The sequence below is a fragment of the Idiomarina rhizosphaerae genome, assembly GCF_024159085.1.
In the GTDB taxonomy this organism is placed as follows: domain Bacteria; phylum Pseudomonadota; class Gammaproteobacteria; order Enterobacterales; family Alteromonadaceae; genus Idiomarina; species Idiomarina rhizosphaerae.
Map to the genome: position 1 here is coordinate 80,564 of NZ_JAMZDE010000007.1, position 20,159 is coordinate 100,722.

The following is a 20,159-nucleotide window of genomic DNA, read 5'->3' on the forward strand; positions in this document are numbered from 1 at the left end:
CTCCGGTTTGTTATTCCAAAAAATAAATCAGTTATGACAAACTGATATCATCTTTCTCGTTACCTTTCTTTTCTGTTTTCTTGTCGGCCTTAACTTCGCTATTCGCGTCTTCTCTAGCAGCAGCGCGCTCAGCTTCTCGAATTTCTTTTGTTCTCTTTTCTGGTTTCGACAACAATAATTCGCGAATACGACCTTCTAATTCATCGGCAATTTTAGGGTTGTCCTGCAAAAACTTCATTGAGTTAGCTTTACCCTGACCAATTTTATCGCCGTTATAGCTGTACCAGGCACCGGCTTTATCAACCATCTTGTGTTTAACGCCCAGGTCAATCAGCTCACCTTCTTTAGAAATGCCTTTGCCGTATAAAATTTGGAAATGCGCTTCTTTAAACGGTGGAGCAACCTTGTTCTTAACCACTTTTACGCGGGTTTCGTTGCCGACAACTTCGTCACCTTCTTTCAATGCACCGGTACGGCGAATATCCAGACGAACAGAAGAGTAAAACTTAAGTGCGTTACCACCCGTTGTGGTTTCAGGGTTACCAAACATCACACCAATTTTCATCCGAATTTGGTTGATGAAAATACACATGGTATTGGATTTCTTAATGTTCGAAGTCAACTTACGCAAAGCCTGAGACATTAAACGAGCCTGTAAACCAACATGGCTATCGCCCATTTCGCCTTCAATTTCAGCTTTTGGTGTCAGTGCGGCTACCGAGTCAACAATAACAATATCGACTGCGCCGGAACGAACCAACATGTCGCAAATTTCTAAAGCCTGCTCACCGGTATCTGGCTGCGATATTAATAAGTCATCAACGTTAACACCTAAAGCTTCTGCGTAAATCGGGTCTAACGCGTGCTCAGCATCAACGAAGGCACAGGTCTTACCCATTTTTTGCGCTTCGGCAATCACTTCCAGAGTCATAGTCGTTTTACCACTGGACTCAGGACCGTAAATTTCTACAACCCGGCCAAAAGGTAAGCCACCAATACCAAGAGCAATATCCAGCCCTAACGAACCGGTTGAAACAGAATCGATATCGAGAGTCTGGTTATCGCCCAGACGCATGATAGAACCTTTACCAAATTGACGTTCGATTTGTCCGAGCGCTGCATCTAACGCCTTTTGACGATCATTGCTCATTATAAGCTCCGTTATTAATCACTGGTTTTATAAACAGTATACTGTACACATTTACAGTATCAAGCGTTGTTCTTATTTTTTCACTAAAACAAAAGTAAGTTATTGTAATTCAATTAGATTTATAAGTTTATCCAGAACTGTATCTAAGGTTTGTAAACGCACCTGAGAGCGATCACCTGCAAATTGTTCAGACCAGCACCAACAGCTTTCACCATTTGCTATCGCCATCCACACCAGTCCCACCGGTTTATCCGCTGTGCCACCTGCAGGCCCTGCAACACCACTCACTGCAATACTCCAATCGGCATCACATGCCACTATGGCACCAGTGGCCATTTGCTGAACACAAGCCTCGGAAACTGCTCCGTGCTTTTCCAGTACGCTGGGCTTAACCAACAACAGCTTTTGCTTAAGGGCGTTAGTATAGGTGATTAATCCACCATTAAACCAAGCAGAACTTCCAGCAACTTCGGTAATAGCGTATCCTATCCCTCCTCCGGTACAAGATTCTGCGGTGCATAATGTCTGCTGCTTCTGCTGTAGACTCGAACCCACTTGTTCCGCGAGTTTAAAGGTTTGCGGCGCGATTGCCGTGGTTGCTAACATAACACTGGCTCCAGATAAGAATAATCAATTATGCCTGAATTCTCTGATAAACAGATCCAATCACATACCCCAATGATGCAGCAATACCTACGTATAAAAGCGGAGCATGCTGACATGCTTTTATTCTATCGTATGGGGGACTTTTACGAACTGTTTTTTGAAGACGCCAAACGCTCAGCCCAACTGCTGGATATCTCCCTCACCGCGCGGGGGCAAAGTAATGGTGAACCTATTCCAATGGCAGGTGTTCCCTATCACGCAGTAGAAAACTATCTGGCGCGCCTGGTCAATATGGGTGAATCCGTTGCCATCTGCGAACAAATTGGCGATCCGGCAACCAGTAAAGGCCCGGTTGAAAGAAAAGTCGTGCGTATTGTCACACCGGGAACCGTCACTGACGAGTCGCTGTTAGCAGAAAAAAGACAGAATCTGTTAGTTGCTATTTGCCCGTTGAATCCGAAACAGCCAGAAGCGGAATACGCGATATCCAGTCTGGAGTTAAGTAGTGGCCGTTTCTGGCTAACCAAAGCGCATTCCAATGAACAACTGGCTGCGGAAATGCAGCGTTTAGAACCTGCCGAACTGCTCTATCCAGAGTCTATTTCCTTAGCCGGGCTGCCTTTGGCAAAAGCAAAATGCAAACGCCGACCGGCCTGGGAGTTTGAGCAGCAAACCGCGTTTATGCTGCTGACGCGCCAGTTTGGCACTCAGCATTTAGAAGGCTTTGGTATCAAAAATAATGAGCCTACCCTGGCAGCTGCCGGTGCTATTTTGCATTATGTAAAAGAAACCCAACGCGCTGCTCTGCCTCATATTCAGGCACTAGTAACGGAACATCCGCAAGACGCTATTATTCTCGATGCAGCAACACGCAGAAACCTTGAGCTGCAGCAAAGCATGGGCGAAGGCGATACACACCTTTCGGCGGTACTCGACAAAACCGTTTCGGCTATGGGTAGCCGTCAGTTCCAACGTTGGTTGCAACGCCCGATTCGCAATCATCAGGAACTAAACCAACGCTATGACGCTGTCGACGCGTTAAAAGAAAATCTGAATTTTGAAAATATACAGCTAACATTAAAACAATTAGCCGATATTGAACGTATTGTTGCCCGTGTGGGCTTACGAAGCGCGCGTCCGAAAGACTTTGCCCGTTTGCGCGACAGTCTGGCTAGAATACCGGAAGTCAGAGCATTTTTGTCTCACCGTTCGCTGAGTTATCTGCACGACATCATTGAACCCTTTCCAGAAGTTGTCGACTTACTGGCTAAAGCCGTTATTGAGCAGCCACCTTTATTGATCCGCGACGGGGGAGTTATTGCCGAAGGGTATGATAAAGAACTTGATGAACTGCGCGACCTTGCAACCGGTGCTACCGACTATCTGAAACAACTGGAACAGCGCGAGCGTGAAAGAAGTGGCATTGCTACATTAAAAGTTGGCTATAACAGAGTTCACGGTTACTTCATTGAGGTCAGCCGACAGTCATCAGAAGCAGTACCCGATGATTATCAGCGCCGCCAGACACTGAAAAATACAGAGCGCTATATTATTCCTGAGCTAAAAGAGCACGAAGACAAAGTTCTGAATGCTCAGGCTCGTTCTCTGGCGAGAGAAAAATGGCTTTACGACCAACTCTTTGAGCACTTATTGCCACAGGTAAACGCGCTGCAAAAAAGCGCTTCAGGCCTGGCTCAACTCGATACTTTATGTTGTTTTGCCAAGTTGGCCGACAATTACCGTTATTGTCGCCCACAATTGCAAAAGGAAACCAGCTTAATTGAATTGGAAGCCGCCCGTCACCCGGTTATCGAACAGTTGAGCGATGCCCCCTTTATTGCAAACCCTATGTCGCTGACACCGCAGCAACGTATGCTGATGATTACGGGTCCCAACATGGGGGGAAAATCAACTTACATGCGACAAGCCGCGCTAATCGTTATTCTGGCGCACATGGGCTGCTATGTACCGGCTGATAAGGCAATTATTGGCGACATCGATCGTATCTTTACCCGTATTGGAGCCTCTGATGATTTGGCCTCAGGCCGTTCAACTTTTATGGTAGAAATGACAGAAACAGCAAACATTCTGCATAATGCCACTGCAAAAAGTCTGGTGCTTATGGATGAGATTGGCCGCGGTACTTCAACCTATGACGGCTTATCATTGGCGTGGTCTTGTGCAGATTACCTGTCCCGACAGCTCCAGTGTCTGACCTTATTTGCCACTCATTACTTTGAGTTAACGGAATTGGCAGAAGAGTTACCAGCCACGGTAAACGTTCACGTCGATGCGAAAGAACATGGCGATACTATCGCCTTTTTGCATAAAGTCAGTCCAGGAGCAGCCAGTCAGAGCTTTGGTTTACAAGTAGCTAAATTGGCCGGAGTGCCGGATCATGTCATTCATAAAGCAAAACAAAAGTTATCAGAGCTGGAGCATACTCACCACGGTGTTTTAAACGAACCTAAACAAACCACCATGGAGCTCACCCCTCCACCTGAAACCACCATGCCGTCTCATGCAGAAAAACGCGACCCACTGCTTGATGAGCTGGAACAACTGGATATTAATGATCTGACGCCGAAACAGGCGTTGGATATTCTGTACCAATGGCAGCAGAAACAAAAAGGCTCAACACAAAGTTGAGCCTTTTCAGTACGTTAAGTACTTTCATTAACTGTTGTGTTTACTGAGCAGTAAATAGTGAATCTAATGTTAGGCCTTGCTGCTTTAACGAATCGCGTAATTTACGCAGGGCTTCCACTTGTATCTGTCGTACTCGCTCCCGTGTAAGCCCTATTTCACGCCCAACATCCTCCAGGGTCGAAGGCTCATAGCCCATCAGTCCAAAGCGGCGAGCCAACACCTCTCGTTGTTTCTGATTTAACGACTGCAACCATTCAGTGATATTCCCTTTTAGGTTTTCATCCTGCAAGACACCTTCAGGTCCGGTATCAGCATCATCGGTCAGAATATCCAACAAGGCTTTGTCGTTATCGCCGCCTATCGGTGTATCTACCGAACCAATGCGTTCATTCAGACGCAACATTTTGGTGATATCGCCTACTGGCTTATCGAGGCTTTTCGCAATATCTTCGGCGGTTGGCTCGTGATCCAGTTTATGCGCAAGTTCACGGGCAGCACGAAGGTACACATTAAGCTCTTTAACGACGTGAATCGGCAACCTAATGGTGCGCGTTTGATTCATAATAGCGCGCTCAATAGTTTGTCGTATCCACCAGGTAGCGTAAGTTGAGAAGCGGAATCCGCGTTCAGGGTCGAATTTTTCAACCGCCCGGATAAGCCCCAGGTTACCTTCTTCAACTAAATCTAATAAAGGCAGTCCGCGATTAGAATAACGGCGGGCAATTTTAACAACCAACCTCAGATTACTTTCAATCATACGACGGCGAGCTGCTTTGTCACCCTTCAATGCGCGGCGGGAATAAAAGACTTCCTCTTCAGCAGTCAGTAACGGAGAGAAACCTATTTCCCCCAGGTATAACTGCGTCGCGTCCATTTTCTTTTGATATTGGGTTGAAGACGACGATAACGCCTCTTCCAACTCTTCTGCAGCACTGTCCGTGCTATCTACAATAGACTCTTCTTCATTAGCTTCGACGTTTTCAACTGCTTCTTCCTTTATGCGGCTCATAACAAGCTCCTGTTATACTGAACACCGTGTTACAACACACGTCGACTTCCTTATCTTGTTATTATTATTCCCACATGACTAGCGAGATTTGGGTAAGTAATGCCTCGGATTGACCGACTTACCACGGAAACGAACTTCAAAATGTAATTTCACACGAGAACTACCAGAATCTCCCATACGTCCGATAGTCTCTCCTACGTCCACCCATTCTTTTTCCTTCACCAGAATGTCTTCGTTGTGAGCGTAGGCAGTAATAAAATCATCGTTATGTTTCAAAATGATTAAATTACCAAACCCGTGTAATGCGCTTCCAACATAAACCACTTTTCCTGCCGCCGCAGCGTTAACTGAATCTCCCCTGCTACCGGCAAAATCTATTCCTTTATTGCCTTGTTCACGCAACGAAAAGTCAGCTATTATTTTTCCCGATGAAGGCCAGCGCCAAATAATATTGTTATTGCTCGGCTGCGCCACTTCAGGCCGTTCAATTCGCTGTATCGGTTGGCTCTTGCTACCCTTATCGGTTTGTTTTGCAACCGTTTTTCTTGTGCTCGTTTTTTGACCATACCCTTTCTGTTTCTTATTAGCAACGGGCGTTTTTATATTATTTTGTGTGTAATCAGAGTCTTCTTTATTCTGTTTAGCACTAGCTGTTCGCTGCGCCTTTCTGGCTGTGGTGGCGCCCCGATGCGGTGCGCTCTCCAGACTCAACTTTTGTCCCGGATAAATAGTGTAAGGTTTGTGTAAATTATTGATTTGGGCAATATCCTGGACATCCAGGTTAGCCCGGAAGGCGATTGAATAGAGTGTTTCTCCGGGCTGAACTTCATACTCATTGTCGTTAATCGAGTTGGCTTCAAAATCGAGGTAAGTTTTTCCGGTATAAAGCTCTTCGACCGGTGCAGGTGCTGACCGGCCACTGCAGGCCTGCAGTAGAATTATGGCAAACACCAATAATACAGATTGCTTAATTGCCCCGGACGATACCAACATCATTTATACCAACTGCGCTATTACGTACCCAATAATAACCAGTATTACCAGTGTCCAGCCAATGCGGTCAACATATTCACGAAGTTTTATGCCCATTTCGGGACCACCGGTACGTAACAACCAGGCGACCAAATAAAAGCGCATACCGCGGCTGATAGCCGATGCAATAACAAAAGGGAAAAACGCTATCTGCATAACACCGGCCGTTACTGTAAATAATTTATAAGGAATGGGAGAAAAGCCTGCAATAAACACTATCCACACACCCCAGTCCGAAAACCAGCCCTGAACAGTAACCAGTTTCGATTCGTAGCCAAGTGCCTCAACCGCCGGCAGAACCAATGATTCATAGGCCCAATAGCCGAGAAAGTAGCCTAAAATTCCGCCTGCAACTGAAGTAACTGTCGTCAGAAATGCTAATCGCCACGCCCTTTTAGGCTGAGTCATAGCCATTGGCGCCAGCATGACATCGGGTGGAATAGGAAATATCACCGACTCTGCAAAACTCAACAGGCCAAGGATAATGTCTGCTCTGGGATGCTGAGTCCAGGATAATACTTTATCGTACAGCGCGGAGAACAGCTTCAAATGACATCTCCTTTAACCAAAGGCACGAAACGTACATCACCAATACGCTGTTGTTCCAGAGAATCACCAAAACGGCGCATAACTACCAAGCTCTGCGACTGGTTCTGCTCGCCGACCGGAATAATCATCACGCCGCCATCGGCAAGCTGATCAACTAAATCCTGAGGTATATCACTGGCGGCTGCGGTAACAATAATGCCGTCGAACGGACCTTTGCTGCGCCAGCCTTTCCAGCCGTCGCCATGACGCATGGCGACATTATGTAAATCCAACTGCCGCATACGTCGCTTGGCCTGGTACTGCAATGTGGCAATACGCTCAACACTGAAAACTTTATCAACCAGCTGAGCCAGAACCGCCGTCTGATAACCCGACCCTGTGCCTATCTCCAGCACATTTTTACAATGGTGCTGCATTAATAACTGCGTCATTGTTGCCACCATTAATGGCTGCGAAATAGTCTGTCCGTTACCAATAGGTAACGCCGTATTTTCATAGGCTTTGTGAGCTAACGACTCGGGCATAAACAGATGTCTTGGGGTTTCAGATATCACCCGCAAAACCTCTTTGTTGGTAATGCCGAGATCTTCTAATTGTTGAATCAGTCGCTTAACCCGCGACTGCCCATTACTAATCATCATTTTTGTTGTTCTAACCAGTCTGTCAGTGTATCGGTGTGTCGTTGCGCGGTCATATCCAGGCTTAACGGTGTAATAGAGACATAACCTTCATGAATCGCGGTAAAATCGGTATTAGCCTCATCACTTGCATGATGCCCAATTGGACCATACCAAAAAATTTCGCTGCCAAAAGGGTCCCGGTCGTGAACCATGGTCTCTGCGCGATGCCGACGTCCCAATTTAGTCACCCAGGTGCCTTTTAGCTTATCGTAAGTCGTGTAAGGCACATTGATATTCAGTACTGTATCAAGTCGCAGCGGATCGTTTTCCATATTAGCGACAATTTCTGCCACGACCCGCCCGGCGGTATCATAGTAGTCGTGTCCACGACCACCCATTGACACAGCAATAGCAGGCAGCCCCATAAAGCGCCCTTCCATTGCGGCTGCCACTGTACCCGAGTAAAGCACATCGTCACCCATATTAGGGCTGTCATTAATACCGGACACGACTAAATCTACGTCTTCAGCCATCGGCGAATTTGTGCCTAAATGAACACAGTCTGTGGGCGTACCATTAACAGAATAGAAACCATTATCCAGCCGACGCACCCGCAAGGGATTATGTAAGGTTAATGAGTTACTGGCACCACTGCAGTTACGGTCCGGAGCTATCACTCTTACGTCTGCCACTTCCTTTAAAGCCTGGTACAACGCGAGAATACCCGGAGCGTGTACGCCGTCGTCATTACTTAATAAAATTTTCATCATCTGGATTCACCACTTAAGTCCACAATTTCATTTAATACGGTTGTTGCATAAGCACCGGACGGAAGCGTAAAACGAAGTTCTGCGTCCTTGCCCTGCCAACTAACTTCTGGTTTTTCTACGCGCAACAGAATAGCCCGGCGAGCCGCGTCTACGCGCAACTTTCTCAGTGCCTGTAACCAGCTATCAAAAGGTTGTAATAAGCTTTGTTCAAAGGCGTCGGCTTCTCCCTTCACTAAGGGCTTATTTGTGCTTCCTGCTAAAGGTGCCGTTAAGTAAATATTATTATTTGCCAGCCGCTGTTTAAGTTCATCATCCCATTGCTCTACGGTAAAAACCGACTGCGAGCCTTCCAGCATGACACAATCACCTGCCAAAGTGCCTTCTACACCAAACTGACGTATTCGCTCAGCCACTATCTCGTTAAATAAATAGCTGCGCAGTGCAGACAAATAGAGGCTTCGCTTAGTGCGGCTGATCCGCGGAGGGCGGCTCGCCATAAGCCAGCGCTCTGCCTGGGCAACGTTATCTCCGTTACGGCCAAAGCGCTGCTCGCCAAAATAATTTATTACGCCCCGCTCACTCACTCCTTGCCAGAGTTGTTCCAGCGCCTCTCGGGAGCTGACATTAGCTAACCGAATAACGAAGCGGTTCGCGCGGTGAAAACCCGTCTTTAACTTTTTAGTTCTGCGTATCACTCGCTCAACCGACATTTCTTTATCGTTTAACTCATTCCAGTTAAGCGTTTCTTTGCCGGGTAGCTGAATGGAAAACCATTGCCAGGTCACTGCCTGACGATCTTTTAACCCGGAATAACTGACATTTCTTTCTGATGCTCGGGCAAAACGGGCAATTTTTTCCGCACAAAAATTTGTATTAGCTCCGGTTTTCCTAACCCAAAGCCACTGGTGCTCACCTTCACCGTCATCGGCAACATCCAGCTGTTCAATAACCTGAAAATCTTCCGGCGTCTGTTTAAATTCGGCCTGCGGTCTGTCGCCTTTATGTAAACGTGGTAGCTCAGCTAAAGACACTTGTGAGGGTGCCAACATTAAAATGACTCCATCAGAACTACGGCATGACAGGCAATACCTTCTTCACGCCCGACAAAGCCAAGCTTCTCTGTCGTTGTCGCTTTGACATTCACATTATCGATGCAGGTTTTTAAACACTGGGCGATGCTGGCCCGCATATCGTCAATATGAGGAGCCATCTTGGGAGCCTGAGCGACAACGGTTACGTCAATATTACCGGTCTTAAACTCTTTCTCCTGACATAGACTTACCGCATGACTCAGTAATTCGGCACTATCCGCACCAGCATAGCGCTCATCGGTATCAGGAAAGTGCTGACCAATATCACCCAAAGCTAAAGCACCTAATACCGCGTCAGTGACAGCGTGCAGAACAACATCTCCGTCAGAATGAGCGATAAGTCCCTGGTGATGTTCTATTTCAACGCCCCCTAAAATCAAAGGCTTATCAGAACCCCAACGATGAACGTCATAACCATGACCAACACGGATTTTCATGAACGATGTCCTCTTTAATTTTTATGATCATTATTGTTCGCTAATAACCAGTCGCGAACACATTCAAAATCTTCCGGGTGAGTCACTTTTAAGTTGCGGATAGAGCCGGGAATCAGCGCCGGCTGGAAACCACACCACTGCATAGCAGAAGCTTCATCAGTTAACTGAGGGTTTAACGCACCCATGTGCTCAATGGCCTGTTGTAAACGCTCTGCATTAAAAACTTGCGGTGTCTGTGCCTGCCACAATGCTTCACGGTCAACACTGGATTCTATATGGGTAACACCGGCTTCATCATTGACAGAGATAACTGCGCGTTTTAAGGAATCCCTTACCGGAATGGCAAGAATTGCACCTTGAGGGTCCTTTAATCCGGTATTAATAACAGCTGTTAATGCCGTTTTCGGTAAGCATGGGCGTGCCGCGTCATGCACCAGCACATGGGTAGCCCCTTGCGAAACAGCAACTTTAACTCCTGACAATACGGATTCGGCGCGGCTATTGCCACCTTTAACAAAATGAACCTTTGTTGGCAGGCTTTTTTTAAGTTCAATAAGGTATTCAGCATTAGGGTCAGAAACCGCAACGAAAACCTGTTCAACCCGCGCATCGTTCAATACGGCTTCTATGCTGTACTCCAGCAAAGTCCGGTTAGCGACCGTGAGAAACTGCTTAGGGATGTTTGCCTGCATCCGGCTTCCGTTGCCAGCCGCAGGGATCACAGCCATTAACGAATCAAGCGGGCTGTATGCGTGGCTTTCTGACTCACTCTTCATCTCGCTCACCCGCTCAGGCTATGGATTACGATCAGGCACAAGACGAAAGAAAATTTCATCCTTTTTTACCATCCCTAATTCGTTACGGGCACGCTCTTCCAACGCATCTTCCCCTTCGCGCAAATCTTCAATATCTGCGTAAATGAGTTGATTACGTCTTTCCAGATTTTCATTTGTATTTTTCTGATTGCTGACTTCTTGCTGCAACCGCCAATAATCCGGTAGGCTGTTTTTGCCAAACCACAGACGGTATTGTAACGCAAGGAACAAGGCCAACAACACGACCAGAGTCACCCGCATGCTCAGCTCCGTTGTTTTTCCTGTTATCATTATGAAGACTATTGGCGTGACTGAAAAGCCGTTTTCAGCATTATAAGACAAAAGAGGTTCATTTGGAGTATTTCGCTGCCGCAATAGTATTTTTCTTCGCAGCTTTGGTTCAGGGGGTAAGCGGTTTTGGCTCCGGTTTATTAGCCGTCCCAATTCTGGCGCTGTGGTTCCCTATTAGCGTACTTACGCCCGCACTGTCTGTCATTAATATCGTGATTGGCGGCTGGATCTATTGGAAAAACAGGGAGGCGGCTCGCCCGTCTCAATGGAAGTGGCTAATTTTGTCAGGTGTCATTGCCTCTCTGGTATCGGGATCTTTACTGTTAACCGTAAACGAGCAGTTTATTAAACTGGTTCTTGGTTTCGTTATACTCGCTGTTGCACTCGCTTTAGCCAGCGGTAAACAACTACCAACGGCTGAACATGCGCCCGGACATATTGCGGTGGGTACCGGCTCTGGCTTGCTCAACGGGCTAATGACATTAGGCGGGCCTCCTATTGTTTTATTTCTGGCCAATGCCCGTATTCCCAAACAGCAGTTTCGCGCTACGCTCAGTCTGTTTTTCTGCTGCATTGCCATGGCAAACGTCGCGAACTTCTCGCGTCAGTCTATTTATGCCGAGCCCCATCTTTATCTGGTGCTTACCTTACTACCCTGCGCGCTCATTGGCGCCAGCGTCGGGCAAAGACTCCAACAGCATGTGTCAGAGCAACGTTTTAGGCAATTTACACTGGTACTAATGATACTTTCGGGACTCAGTGTCGTAGTGCAAAGTATTAAATAGTTTTAGTATTCCAGCCAACGGCTCTGGTAAAATTAAATTTATGCTTGAAACCCTGTACGCATTTTTCGATTTGGGTCAATTTACCCAACTCCCTATAAATGGCTCCCATAACCCAGGGCTAGTCGTACTCTCCTATTGTGTCGCACTGCTTGCTTCTTATACCGCGATACTCACACTGGAACGTGTACAAATATATCAGTCTAAGGTTGCTCGCTATAGTTGGCTAGTTGTCAGCGCCGTCATTTCAGGCATTGGTGTCTGGAGTATGCATTTTATTGGCATGCTGGCTTTTGAGCTTCAACTGCCCATGAGTCATGGCGTGTTGTTAACTCTTATTTCAGTTATTCCAGCCATTGTCGGCAGCTTTATTGCCATGAAGATTCAAGTGTCCTTGTCGTCGGTTAGCGCGACTCTGGTTGCAGGCACCGTTTTAGGCGCAGGTATTGGTCTGATGCACTATACCGGAATGGCTGCAATGGAAATGCCAGCCCACCTTCGTTATGACCCTCTCTGGTTTGTACTTTCGGTGGTTGTCGCCGTATCGCTGGGCATTATTGCTTTATTGGCATATCGTCATTATAAAAAGTCGGAAAGAACCAATTGGTTCAAACGAAGAAGTGCACAAATTGTTGTTGCCGCCATTATTGCTCTGGCTATTTCTGGTATGCACTATACCGCCATGATAGCAGCCAATTTTTACCCCACCCGGGAGCCCGATGCGGTCTTCACCGGCCATGGTAACTGGCTGGCTTACGTTGTCGGAGTTGGCTCCTGTTTAACCGCTCTCATGGCCATTATAGCCTCTCAGATAGACAGACGCTTACAGCAACAGCAAAAGTTAGCTCAAATGTCGGCAGAGCAACTTTATGAGGTTATTAGCGCCATAGATGACGGCTTGTTGCTATTCGACGAACACAATCGTGTTTTGTTAGCTAACCAGGCGTTTACGCGACTCACCGGAGATGACCTGGATCGGATAAAAGGAAGTAAACTCAATATTGAAGACTATATTGAGCACGCCGATAAATTACTGGAGAATATTAAGAACACACTAGCCCGCAGAGTTGCCTGGCAAGGTAAGGTTAATGTGAGAAAGCGCTCTGGTAAAACTTTCCCTGTCCGTTTAAGTATTTCAGAAGTACGCTACAACCAACAAAAAGAACGACATTTTGTAGCAACGATCACAGACATTAGTGCAGAAGTTGAGTCCAGTGAGCGTATCCGTTACCTGGCTTACAACGATGCGTTAACCGGATTAGCGAACCGCCGCTCTTTGTTGGATCATTTACAGGATCAGCTCGCAACTTATAAAGAAGACGGACAAAACGGTGCATTAATTCTATGCGATATCGATAAATTTAAAATACTGAATAACACCCTGGGTTCGGACATGGGTGATTTGCTGCTAAAACGCGTGGCAGAAAGGCTGAAAAGCTCAACCAAAGCCAACTCATTCCTGGCACGTTTGAGCGCGAACGAATTCGCTGTTGTGCTAACCGGTCTTGAGCGTGGTAATTCAGTCAACATAAAACAGCAATTGCTAACCCGAATTTATCAATTACAGGATCAACTGCAGCAGCCCTATCAGCTAAACAGCTACACGCACCTTTGCTCATTTAGCGCAGGAGCTTCCCTGTTTGGCGACAGCGAATCGAATGCTGAAACCTTAATGACACAGTCAGGCCTTGCGTTATCCCACTCGAAACGCAAAGGCACCGGAGAAGTCTCACTGTTTCGTCAGGACTTTGCCGATGCGGTCAGCAAACGAGTGAAACTGGAAGAGCAATTACGTAATGCAATAAAACAGAACGAATTCGAACTTTATCTGCAACCTCAGGTAAATGTTGAGTCAAAACCCACCGGAGCTGAGGCACTCATCCGTTGGAGACAGAGTGATGGCCGCTTTGTTTCTCCTGCTGATTTCATTCCTTTAGCCGAAGAAACCGGTTTGATTGTTCCTCTGGGGTACTGGATTACTGAGCGCGCCTGCCAAATTCTCCAGCAATGGCAACAGAACCCGGACAAAGCAAAGATGCAACTGTCGATTAACGTCAGTGCCAAACAGTTTCAGCAACCCGAGTTTGTCGAGCAGGTTCAACTTCTGGTAGAGAAGTACAAAATACAGCCTCATCGGTTAAAGCTGGAACTCACTGAAAGCTTATTGATGGATGACATTTCCAGCGTCACCAATAAAATAAAACGCTTGAAGCGTCTTGGTATTGAGTTCGCTCTGGATGACTTCGGTACCGGTTACTCGTCTCTTTCTTATCTTATGCAAATTCCGTTCGATACTCTGAAAATTGATGTATCTTTCGTACGTAACATGCTGGATAGCAGGGAAAAAGCTCAGATTGTTCACACCATTATCCAGTTAGGAGAAAGCCTGAAACTGAACATCGTTGCTGAGGGAGTGGAAACCGAAGAACAGTTTAACTATCTGACGCGACTAAATTGCGATACCTTTCAAGGCTACCTGTTCAGTAAGCCTGTACCTGAGTCTGAATTTCTGGCAGATAAGACAGCCCCATAGCTTAACGTAACTGGCTGTCTTTACTTCCCCGCCGGTTAAAGCCCGCTTTGTTTGAGTCCTGCTTGTCGAGTTCCGCCTGGCATTCCACACACAAACGAACACCCGGAATCGCTTTGCGTCGGGCTTCTGGAATAGGCTCGCCACATTCTTCGCAAAACTCCAGACTTTCCCCGCCGGCAAGCTTGCTGCGTACACGCTTTACTTCATCTTCAGTACTGGCATCAATTTGTTCCTGTACGGCACCATCGTGCGACCAGCCACCCGCCATATACAACTCCTTAGAAAAAAATGGAGAACACAAACAGACGCTGAGTCTGATACATTAACTATAACGTAAAAATTAACTGCTATTCAGGTTTTACCTATAAGAAACGCCTATGAAACTTATTTATACCCATGAAAACAAACTATTAGTGGAGAACGCCCGTAATCTATTGCAAATGGAAGGCATTGAAACGGTTATGAAAAATGAGTTTTCCAGTGGCGCCGCGGGTGATTTAGCACCATTAGATACCTGGCCTGAATTATGGCTTGTTGAAGATGCTCAACTCGCTGTCGCAACAACACTGATTGAAAAAATGGAAGAACAGGCTAACGGAGCGGACTGGCGTTGCAATAATTGTCAGGAAATTAACGGAGCCGCTTTTGAAGTCTGCTGGAGTTGCGGAACCCCGGCTTAACCAAATCATACGGAACAAAAGGAGACATAAAATGAACGGAAGTGAAACTTATACAATGGCTTATTGGGGCGTACTTATTGCACTGGTCATTTTGCTGGTTCAGTGGGTTATTGCCAGCGGTCAAAAAGCGAAACAACCAGGTGCTGTTCCAGGCAAAATCGACGATTCACTGAGTCATTCATCTTTTGTGTTTCGAGCTCACCGTACCCTGATGAACTCGTTAGAAAACTATCCGCTGATGCTGGGCACAGTATTTCTTGCGTTCTTTATTGGTACCAGCGCCTTCTGGACAGGGCTGTTTATCTGGATTTTCGTTGTTGCCCGCTTAATTCACATGGTTCTTTACTACGCCATAGCAACGGAGAAAAACCCCAGCCCCCGCAGCTATTTCTTTATGATTGGTTTGGCAGCTAATGTTGCGTTATTGGTCTTGTGCGGCATCACTCTCATCTAAATACTCTGCTAAATGGGCTGATCACACATCAGCCCATTCTCTTAACAGGTTATGAAACACCTTGGTCAGGCGATCAAAGTTTTCAGACTTACCGTTTGCATCAAATTCAGCTTTCAACGATTGTTCTATATCAAAGAGTAGCTCCCTGTAATTCGGCTGTTTAACCAAGCTTTGCACCCAACCTATCATTGCCAGCCTCGAACCTTTAGTAACCGGATTAACCCGATGTAGGTAATGGCTCGGATACATGAGAATATCCCCCTGCCCCAATCTCCAGCTCCGCTCGCCACTGGCATCCTCAATAACCAGCTCTCCACCATCAAAATCCGATAATGGCGACAAGCCCAGCGTAAAAGAAATATCAGTTCTTACACCGTTCATTAAGGAATCATCCATATGAGTACCATAATACTCACCCTGCTGATATCGGTTTATAGTCACCCGCGCCACCTGCTTTGGCCGCATAACCGATTGCACCAGAGCATTTTGCTGAAGCCTGTCCAGCAATACCTGAGTAGCCGCCTCAGACTTTTTACCCGACAGTTGCTGGTTGTTTTTTACATCTTTCGCTGCCCAGCCTGCGGTTTTTTTGCCATCACTAAACTGCCTGGCATCAAGACCCGCAACAATACTCTTTACCGTATCTGTATCAACGGCATTGCTAATTTGTATTATCATGTTTCCACACTTCTAACTTGCGAATAGTTATCATTTCTGCAAATATACATGAGTTAACTCTCTCAAAAAAGCATACTAAGGTCTTTATATGTTTGAAAAGAAAAAAGTTTGGCTTGGTGTTGGTAGCGTTCTGGCCACCACCGTAGCAGCATCACAGGTAACAGCTGCGCCACTGACACAACCAGGCGCAGCGCCTTCTATGTTCATGGCGGCCCCTATGGCAGAAGGCGAAATGGCAGCCCCTGAAATTGATTTAAACACCAATGACACCGCTTTTCTGGCGCAGTTGGGTTTTATTCGCGGCCATTTATGGGTGGGAATGAAACTTTACGAGCAAGGTCACATTGAAATGGCCAAAACTCATATGAAACACCCGGGTGACGAGCTCTACAGTGGCCTCACTGAGGCATTTGAAGCACGCGGCTTACCCGGATTTGCCGAACCGTTAAATACCCTGGCGGAAAGTGTCATTAATGATAAAGATGAAGACACGGTTATGAGCAACTACAAGGCTCTGCTGGACTCTATCAGCGCTAATGAACCTATTGCTGAGATGTCAGCTAAAGACGTCATACTGAGTGTTTCATCGATGCTAATGGTAGCCGCCGACGAATACGCTATTGGCATTCAGAATGGCGAAGTCGCTAACGTGCACGAATATCAGGACGCCATGGGCTTTAAAGAAATTGCGCTCGAACGTTTAAACCGCATTAATGATAAAGAAGCAAGCAAAGCTGAAGAAGCCATTAGCGAAACCCGCAAGGTCATCGGTAATCTAGAAAACCTCTGGCCTACCACAACTCCAGAAGGCAAATTCGAGGGTGATCCGAGTAAAATTTACGGTGCTGCCTCTCGTATTGAACTGGAAGCACGCAGTATTTAATACCCACCAACCTGCATTAGGCTTACTTCTTTTACACATAAAGGAGTAGGCCTGAGTTACCCCTTCATTTCACTCGTAAAAGCTCATTAAAGCAGTATTCTAAAGGCATCTTAAGTCAATTACGAAGGTGTCGTTATGAGCATTCAATCTCTTTGCAAAGTATCACTTATTGCCGTGTCATTAGCTGGCTTGTTTATGAGCCAGTCAGCCAACGCAGGCGAAGGCGAAAACGTTTACAAAAAATATTGTCAGGCATGTCATCAACCAAATGGCAAAGGCATGCAGGGCGTATTTCCTCCGCTGGCAGGAAATACAAATATCAAAGATAACCCCGACTACATAGCTAAGACAATTATCAATGGTAAGTCCGGCGCGCTAACCGTTAACGGAACAAATTACAACGGAGCTATGCCGCCCATGGGTTATCTGAAAGACGCCGATATCGCAACCTTAGTTAACTACATCAATACCGATCTTGCAGGCGGCAGTGAGACTATCACAGCCGAAGCCGTTGCCAGTTTGCGTTAAACCTATTTGTTATCAGTTAAAGGAAAATTTATTATGAAAACTCTAAGCTTATCAATTATCAGTGCCTCTCTTCTGGCCGCTATGGCGTCTGCGTCAGCTCCGGTTAATGCTGAAGAGCTTAGCCTTAAGCACGACAGCGAGTATGTCATTGATGGTAAAATTTTTGGCTTACCAGAAGCTAAAATTTACCGTGAAGACTACAATGGTCCGGCGGTTGTTGGCGACTATCTTACTCAAGTTCCAAACATAGCCAAGCTCGACTATGAAGGTAACAAAACTCACGATGTACGCATGGATGTGTTCTCTCAGAAAATAGAAGTTGCACCGGGAGTAACCTATTCGGCCTGGACATTCGGTGGCTCAGTACCCGGTCCTGTATTGCACGTGCGTGAAGGCGACCGTGTTATCTTCAAAATGAAAAACCGCTCTGACGAAGAAGTGACTATTACTAAGCCAGTTAAAAATGGGGCTCCGTTCATTCAGCAACTGCAGGCCAACGGTTATCAGAACAACCAGCCTGTAGTTAACCCAATGCCCCACTCTATGGACTTCCATAGTGGTACCGTCGCTGCTGAAGACAAATGGCGTACTATTTCTCCGGGTGAAACTATTGAGTTTGAATGGATAGCCAATTACGCGGGTACTTATATGTATCACTGCGGTACTTCCAGCGTACTCATGCATACAGCTATGGGACAGTACGGCGCCGTTGTGGTTTCCCCTAAAGATGGCTACCCAACTGACAAAGACGTTGATAAAGAATTCGTTCTGGTGCAATCAGAGCACTATCTGGAAGAAGCATCTGAAGGTAACTACATCTATAACCACGGTGCAGCTTTAGACCGCCAGCCAAGTCATGTGACTTTTAACGGACATGTTGCAGCACTTAGCGATAATCCTTTACGCGCAGACGAAGGTGACCGAGTGCGCTTACATGTGTTAAACGCAGGTCCGTCAGGCACTTCCAGCTTCCACGTAATTGGTGCCATTTTTGACCGCGTCTGGTACGAAGGTGACCCGCGCAACGAATGGTATGGCATGCAAACCGTGCTGCTGGGTGCCAGTAACAGCGCAACAATTGAATTTATTGTTCCGGAAGAAGGCATCTATAAGCTGGTCGATCACGAATTTGCTGATGCAGAGCGTGGCGCAGCTGGCGCATTAATTGCCGGTCCGCGTAAAGAGAAATAAGGGGAAACTTATGGTTAAGTGGCTTGGAGTTGCAGGTGTTTTATTATCACCGTTAGTGCTCGCCGATCCGGTTCTGATCAATGGTGGTACTTTCGAACCTCCGGTCTTACTGGACAAAGAGCGCCTAAGTATAGAAATGGACAGTTTCATGCTGGACGCAACCCCTGTCACTAACCAAGAGTTTCTGGAATTTGTCATTGAACAACCTCAGTGGCAGCGAGACAACATCGCTGCCCTATTCCATGATGGAAATTACCTGAAGCATTGGGACGATAATACCGGATTTGCTAAAGGCAAAGAAAATGAGCCAGTCACTTATGTTTCCTGGTTTGCCGCACGCGAATACTGCTCCGCACAAGGTGGCCGTTTGCCTGGTCTTAACGAGTGGGAGTATGCGTCGGTCAAATATCGGCAACAGCAGAACATCAGCGATGATGACTATGCCCGCAACCTGTTTGCCTGGTACAGCCAGCCACACAGTGCGAAACAACAGACGGTAGACCCAAATGCTGACCAGTTGATGCACATGCACGACCGGGTCAACGAATGGGTAGACGACTACCAATTATTACTAACCAACGGCGATGACGTCGATTTGCTCTCCGGTTCTTGTGGCGACGGAGCACGCTTTATGTCCAGTTTTAGTAACGCCAATTACGCCACATTTTTCCGTTATCAGTCGCGCAGTGATTACGCCCCGCAAAGTGCTACCAGCACTATGGGTTTTCGTTGCGCGTACGACCTGGAGAACGACCATGAATAAATTGCTAAAATTGACCGCCCTGGCCTCTTTGATCTTTGCTGCCCAGTCTTTTGCGCAGGATCATTCGCATCACGATATGCACAAGAATCAGACAGCTAACGATCACAGTAATCATACGGCAATGAACGCAGCAGAGGTCTCTCACTCCGAGTCGGTATACCAATTGAATGCGACCTGGAACACACATAAGAATAGCGAACTCAAGCTTTCAGAACTTGAAGGGCAGCCAGTTATTCTTTCCATGATTTATGGCAGTTGCACCACCGCCTGCCCAGTCTTGGTCCATGATGTAAAACGCTTATACAGCAAGCTGCACGAAGATACTAAACAACAAGTTAAGCTCGTAATGGTGAGTTTCGACACCGATCGCGATACACCCGAGGCACTCGCTGACTATGTTAAGCAATACAAGCTTAACAACGACAACTGGCTGTTTCTGAACGGTTCGGAGCAGGATATCAGAACCTTAGCTACAGTACTTGGCGTGAGGTATCGCCAGCGTCCCGACGGTGATTTTGATCACAGCAATTTGATCACTATTCTCGATAAACAAGGACTCATTGTTGAGCGAATTGAGGGTCTGAGCCAGCCTATGGAAGAGCCTGCTGAAATTGTTAATAAGCTAGCGAAACAGTAAGACTGGTTGCA

The 20,159-nt window shown here is 46.6% G+C and carries 23 protein-coding genes; 10 read left to right on the forward strand and 13 right to left on the reverse strand.

The annotated features are described in order from the left end of the window. Positions 1–31 precede the first annotated feature (31 nt). Complete coding sequence (gene recA, locus NJR55_RS08000; RefSeq protein ID WP_253619410.1) at positions 32–1,150, reverse strand: recombinase RecA; 1,119 nt, start codon at positions 1,148–1,150, stop codon at positions 32–34. Between the two features lie 99 nt (positions 1,151–1,249). Then, positions 1,250–1,756 carry a CinA family protein gene (locus NJR55_RS08005; protein ID WP_253619412.1) on the reverse strand — a complete coding sequence of 169 codons (507 nt, stop codon included), beginning with the start codon at positions 1,754–1,756 and terminating at the stop codon, positions 1,250–1,252. Between the two features lie 30 nt (positions 1,757–1,786). Here NJR55_RS08005 and mutS point away from each other — a divergent pair, with 30 nt between their 5' ends. After that, positions 1,787–4,405 (forward strand): DNA mismatch repair protein MutS, encoded by a 2,619-nt coding sequence (gene mutS, locus NJR55_RS08010; RefSeq protein WP_253619414.1) that lies wholly within the window; start codon positions 1,787–1,789, stop codon positions 4,403–4,405. A gap of 40 nt (positions 4,406–4,445) precedes the next feature. Here mutS and rpoS read toward each other — a convergent pair whose 3' ends face one another. The 9 genes from rpoS to ftsB form a co-directional block, all read right to left on the reverse strand. After that, entirely contained in the window at positions 4,446–5,414 is a 969-nt protein-coding gene (gene rpoS / locus NJR55_RS08015; RefSeq protein WP_253619416.1) for an RNA polymerase sigma factor RpoS, read from the reverse strand. Between the two features lie 78 nt (positions 5,415–5,492). Continuing rightward, positions 5,493–6,410, reverse strand: a complete 918-nt coding sequence (locus tag NJR55_RS08020; protein WP_253619418.1) for a peptidoglycan DD-metalloendopeptidase family protein — start codon at positions 6,408–6,410, stop codon at positions 5,493–5,495. Continuing rightward, a complete protein-coding gene (locus tag NJR55_RS08025) occupies positions 6,411–6,995 on the reverse strand; it encodes a YqaA family protein (protein WP_253619420.1) in 585 nt (194 codons plus the stop codon). Continuing rightward, positions 6,992–7,633: a protein-L-isoaspartate(D-aspartate) O-methyltransferase gene (locus NJR55_RS08030; protein ID WP_420844464.1), complete on the reverse strand. Its 642-nt coding sequence runs from the start codon at positions 7,631–7,633 to the stop codon at positions 6,992–6,994. The genes NJR55_RS08025 and NJR55_RS08030 overlap by 4 nt, the downstream gene beginning before the upstream one ends. Continuing rightward, positions 7,633–8,385, reverse strand: a complete 753-nt coding sequence (surE, locus tag NJR55_RS08035; protein WP_253619424.1) for a 5'/3'-nucleotidase SurE — start codon at positions 8,383–8,385, stop codon at positions 7,633–7,635. The genes NJR55_RS08030 and surE overlap by 1 nt, the downstream gene beginning before the upstream one ends. Further along, on the reverse strand, positions 8,382–9,434 hold the full coding sequence (truD, locus tag NJR55_RS08040) for a tRNA pseudouridine(13) synthase TruD (protein ID WP_253619426.1): 1,053 nt from the start codon (positions 9,432–9,434) through the stop codon (positions 8,382–8,384). The genes surE and truD overlap by 4 nt, the downstream gene beginning before the upstream one ends. Beyond that, on the reverse strand, positions 9,434–9,913 hold the full coding sequence (ispF, locus tag NJR55_RS08045; protein WP_253619429.1) for a 2-C-methyl-D-erythritol 2,4-cyclodiphosphate synthase: 480 nt from the start codon (positions 9,911–9,913) through the stop codon (positions 9,434–9,436). The genes truD and ispF overlap by 1 nt, the downstream gene beginning before the upstream one ends. A gap of 14 nt (positions 9,914–9,927) precedes the next feature. Further along, positions 9,928–10,689: a 2-C-methyl-D-erythritol 4-phosphate cytidylyltransferase gene (ispD, locus tag NJR55_RS08050; RefSeq protein WP_253619431.1), complete on the reverse strand. Its 762-nt coding sequence runs from the start codon at positions 10,687–10,689 to the stop codon at positions 9,928–9,930. 18 nt (positions 10,690–10,707) lie between these two features. After that, positions 10,708–10,989 carry a cell division protein FtsB gene (gene ftsB / locus NJR55_RS08055; RefSeq protein WP_253619858.1) on the reverse strand — a complete coding sequence of 94 codons (282 nt, stop codon included), beginning with the start codon at positions 10,987–10,989 and terminating at the stop codon, positions 10,708–10,710. A gap of 92 nt (positions 10,990–11,081) precedes the next feature. On the opposite strand from ftsB, the gene NJR55_RS08060 reads away from it, so the two are divergent. Both NJR55_RS08060 and NJR55_RS08065 read left to right on the forward strand, forming a co-directional pair. Beyond that, positions 11,082–11,804 (forward strand): sulfite exporter TauE/SafE family protein, encoded by a 723-nt coding sequence (locus NJR55_RS08060; protein WP_253619433.1) that lies wholly within the window; start codon positions 11,082–11,084, stop codon positions 11,802–11,804. A gap of 40 nt (positions 11,805–11,844) precedes the next feature. Further along, positions 11,845–14,334 carry a bifunctional diguanylate cyclase/phosphodiesterase gene (locus NJR55_RS08065; protein ID WP_253619435.1) on the forward strand — a complete coding sequence of 830 codons (2,490 nt, stop codon included), beginning with the start codon at positions 11,845–11,847 and terminating at the stop codon, positions 14,332–14,334. Between the two features lies 1 nt (position 14,335). On the opposite strand, the gene NJR55_RS08070 is transcribed toward NJR55_RS08065, so the two are convergent. Continuing rightward, entirely contained in the window at positions 14,336–14,602 is a 267-nt protein-coding gene (locus tag NJR55_RS08070; RefSeq protein WP_253619437.1) for a DksA/TraR family C4-type zinc finger protein, read from the reverse strand. Between the two features lie 109 nt (positions 14,603–14,711). Here NJR55_RS08070 and NJR55_RS08075 point away from each other — a divergent pair, with 109 nt between their 5' ends. Together NJR55_RS08075 and NJR55_RS08080 are read left to right on the forward strand one after the other, a co-directional pair. Next, positions 14,712–15,014 carry a putative signal transducing protein gene (locus tag NJR55_RS08075; protein WP_253619439.1) on the forward strand — a complete coding sequence of 101 codons (303 nt, stop codon included), beginning with the start codon at positions 14,712–14,714 and terminating at the stop codon, positions 15,012–15,014. Positions 15,015–15,045: 31 nt separating this feature from the next. Next, entirely contained in the window at positions 15,046–15,468 is a 423-nt protein-coding gene (locus tag NJR55_RS08080) for an MAPEG family protein (protein ID WP_253619440.1), read from the forward strand. Between the two features lie 21 nt (positions 15,469–15,489). Here the strand turns inward: NJR55_RS08080 and NJR55_RS08085 are convergent, their stop codons facing one another. Further along, positions 15,490–16,146: a Fe2+-dependent dioxygenase gene (locus NJR55_RS08085; RefSeq protein ID WP_253619442.1), complete on the reverse strand. Its 657-nt coding sequence runs from the start codon at positions 16,144–16,146 to the stop codon at positions 15,490–15,492. Between the two features lie 88 nt (positions 16,147–16,234). Here NJR55_RS08085 and NJR55_RS08090 point away from each other — a divergent pair, with 88 nt between their 5' ends. From NJR55_RS08090 to NJR55_RS08110, 5 genes are all read left to right on the forward strand, one after another. Further along, positions 16,235–17,029, forward strand: coding sequence for a hypothetical protein (locus NJR55_RS08090; protein WP_253619447.1), 795 nt, complete (start codon positions 16,235–16,237; stop codon positions 17,027–17,029). 135 nt (positions 17,030–17,164) lie between these two features. Continuing rightward, the gene (locus tag NJR55_RS08095) at positions 17,165–17,557 is read left to right on the forward strand and encodes a c-type cytochrome (RefSeq protein ID WP_253619448.1); all 393 of its coding nucleotides are present in this window, start codon (positions 17,165–17,167) and stop codon (positions 17,555–17,557) included. A gap of 33 nt (positions 17,558–17,590) precedes the next feature. After that, on the forward strand, positions 17,591–18,748 hold the full coding sequence (locus NJR55_RS08100) for a multicopper oxidase domain-containing protein (RefSeq protein WP_253619449.1): 1,158 nt from the start codon (positions 17,591–17,593) through the stop codon (positions 18,746–18,748). Positions 18,749–18,758: 10 nt separating this feature from the next. Next, positions 18,759–19,511 carry a formylglycine-generating enzyme family protein gene (locus tag NJR55_RS08105; RefSeq protein ID WP_253619452.1) on the forward strand — a complete coding sequence of 251 codons (753 nt, stop codon included), beginning with the start codon at positions 18,759–18,761 and terminating at the stop codon, positions 19,509–19,511. Beyond that, positions 19,504–20,148 carry an SCO family protein gene (locus tag NJR55_RS08110; RefSeq protein ID WP_253619454.1) on the forward strand — a complete coding sequence of 215 codons (645 nt, stop codon included), beginning with the start codon at positions 19,504–19,506 and terminating at the stop codon, positions 20,146–20,148. Before NJR55_RS08105 ends, NJR55_RS08110 begins: the two co-directional genes overlap by 8 nt. The last annotated feature ends 11 nt before the right edge of the window (positions 20,149–20,159 follow it).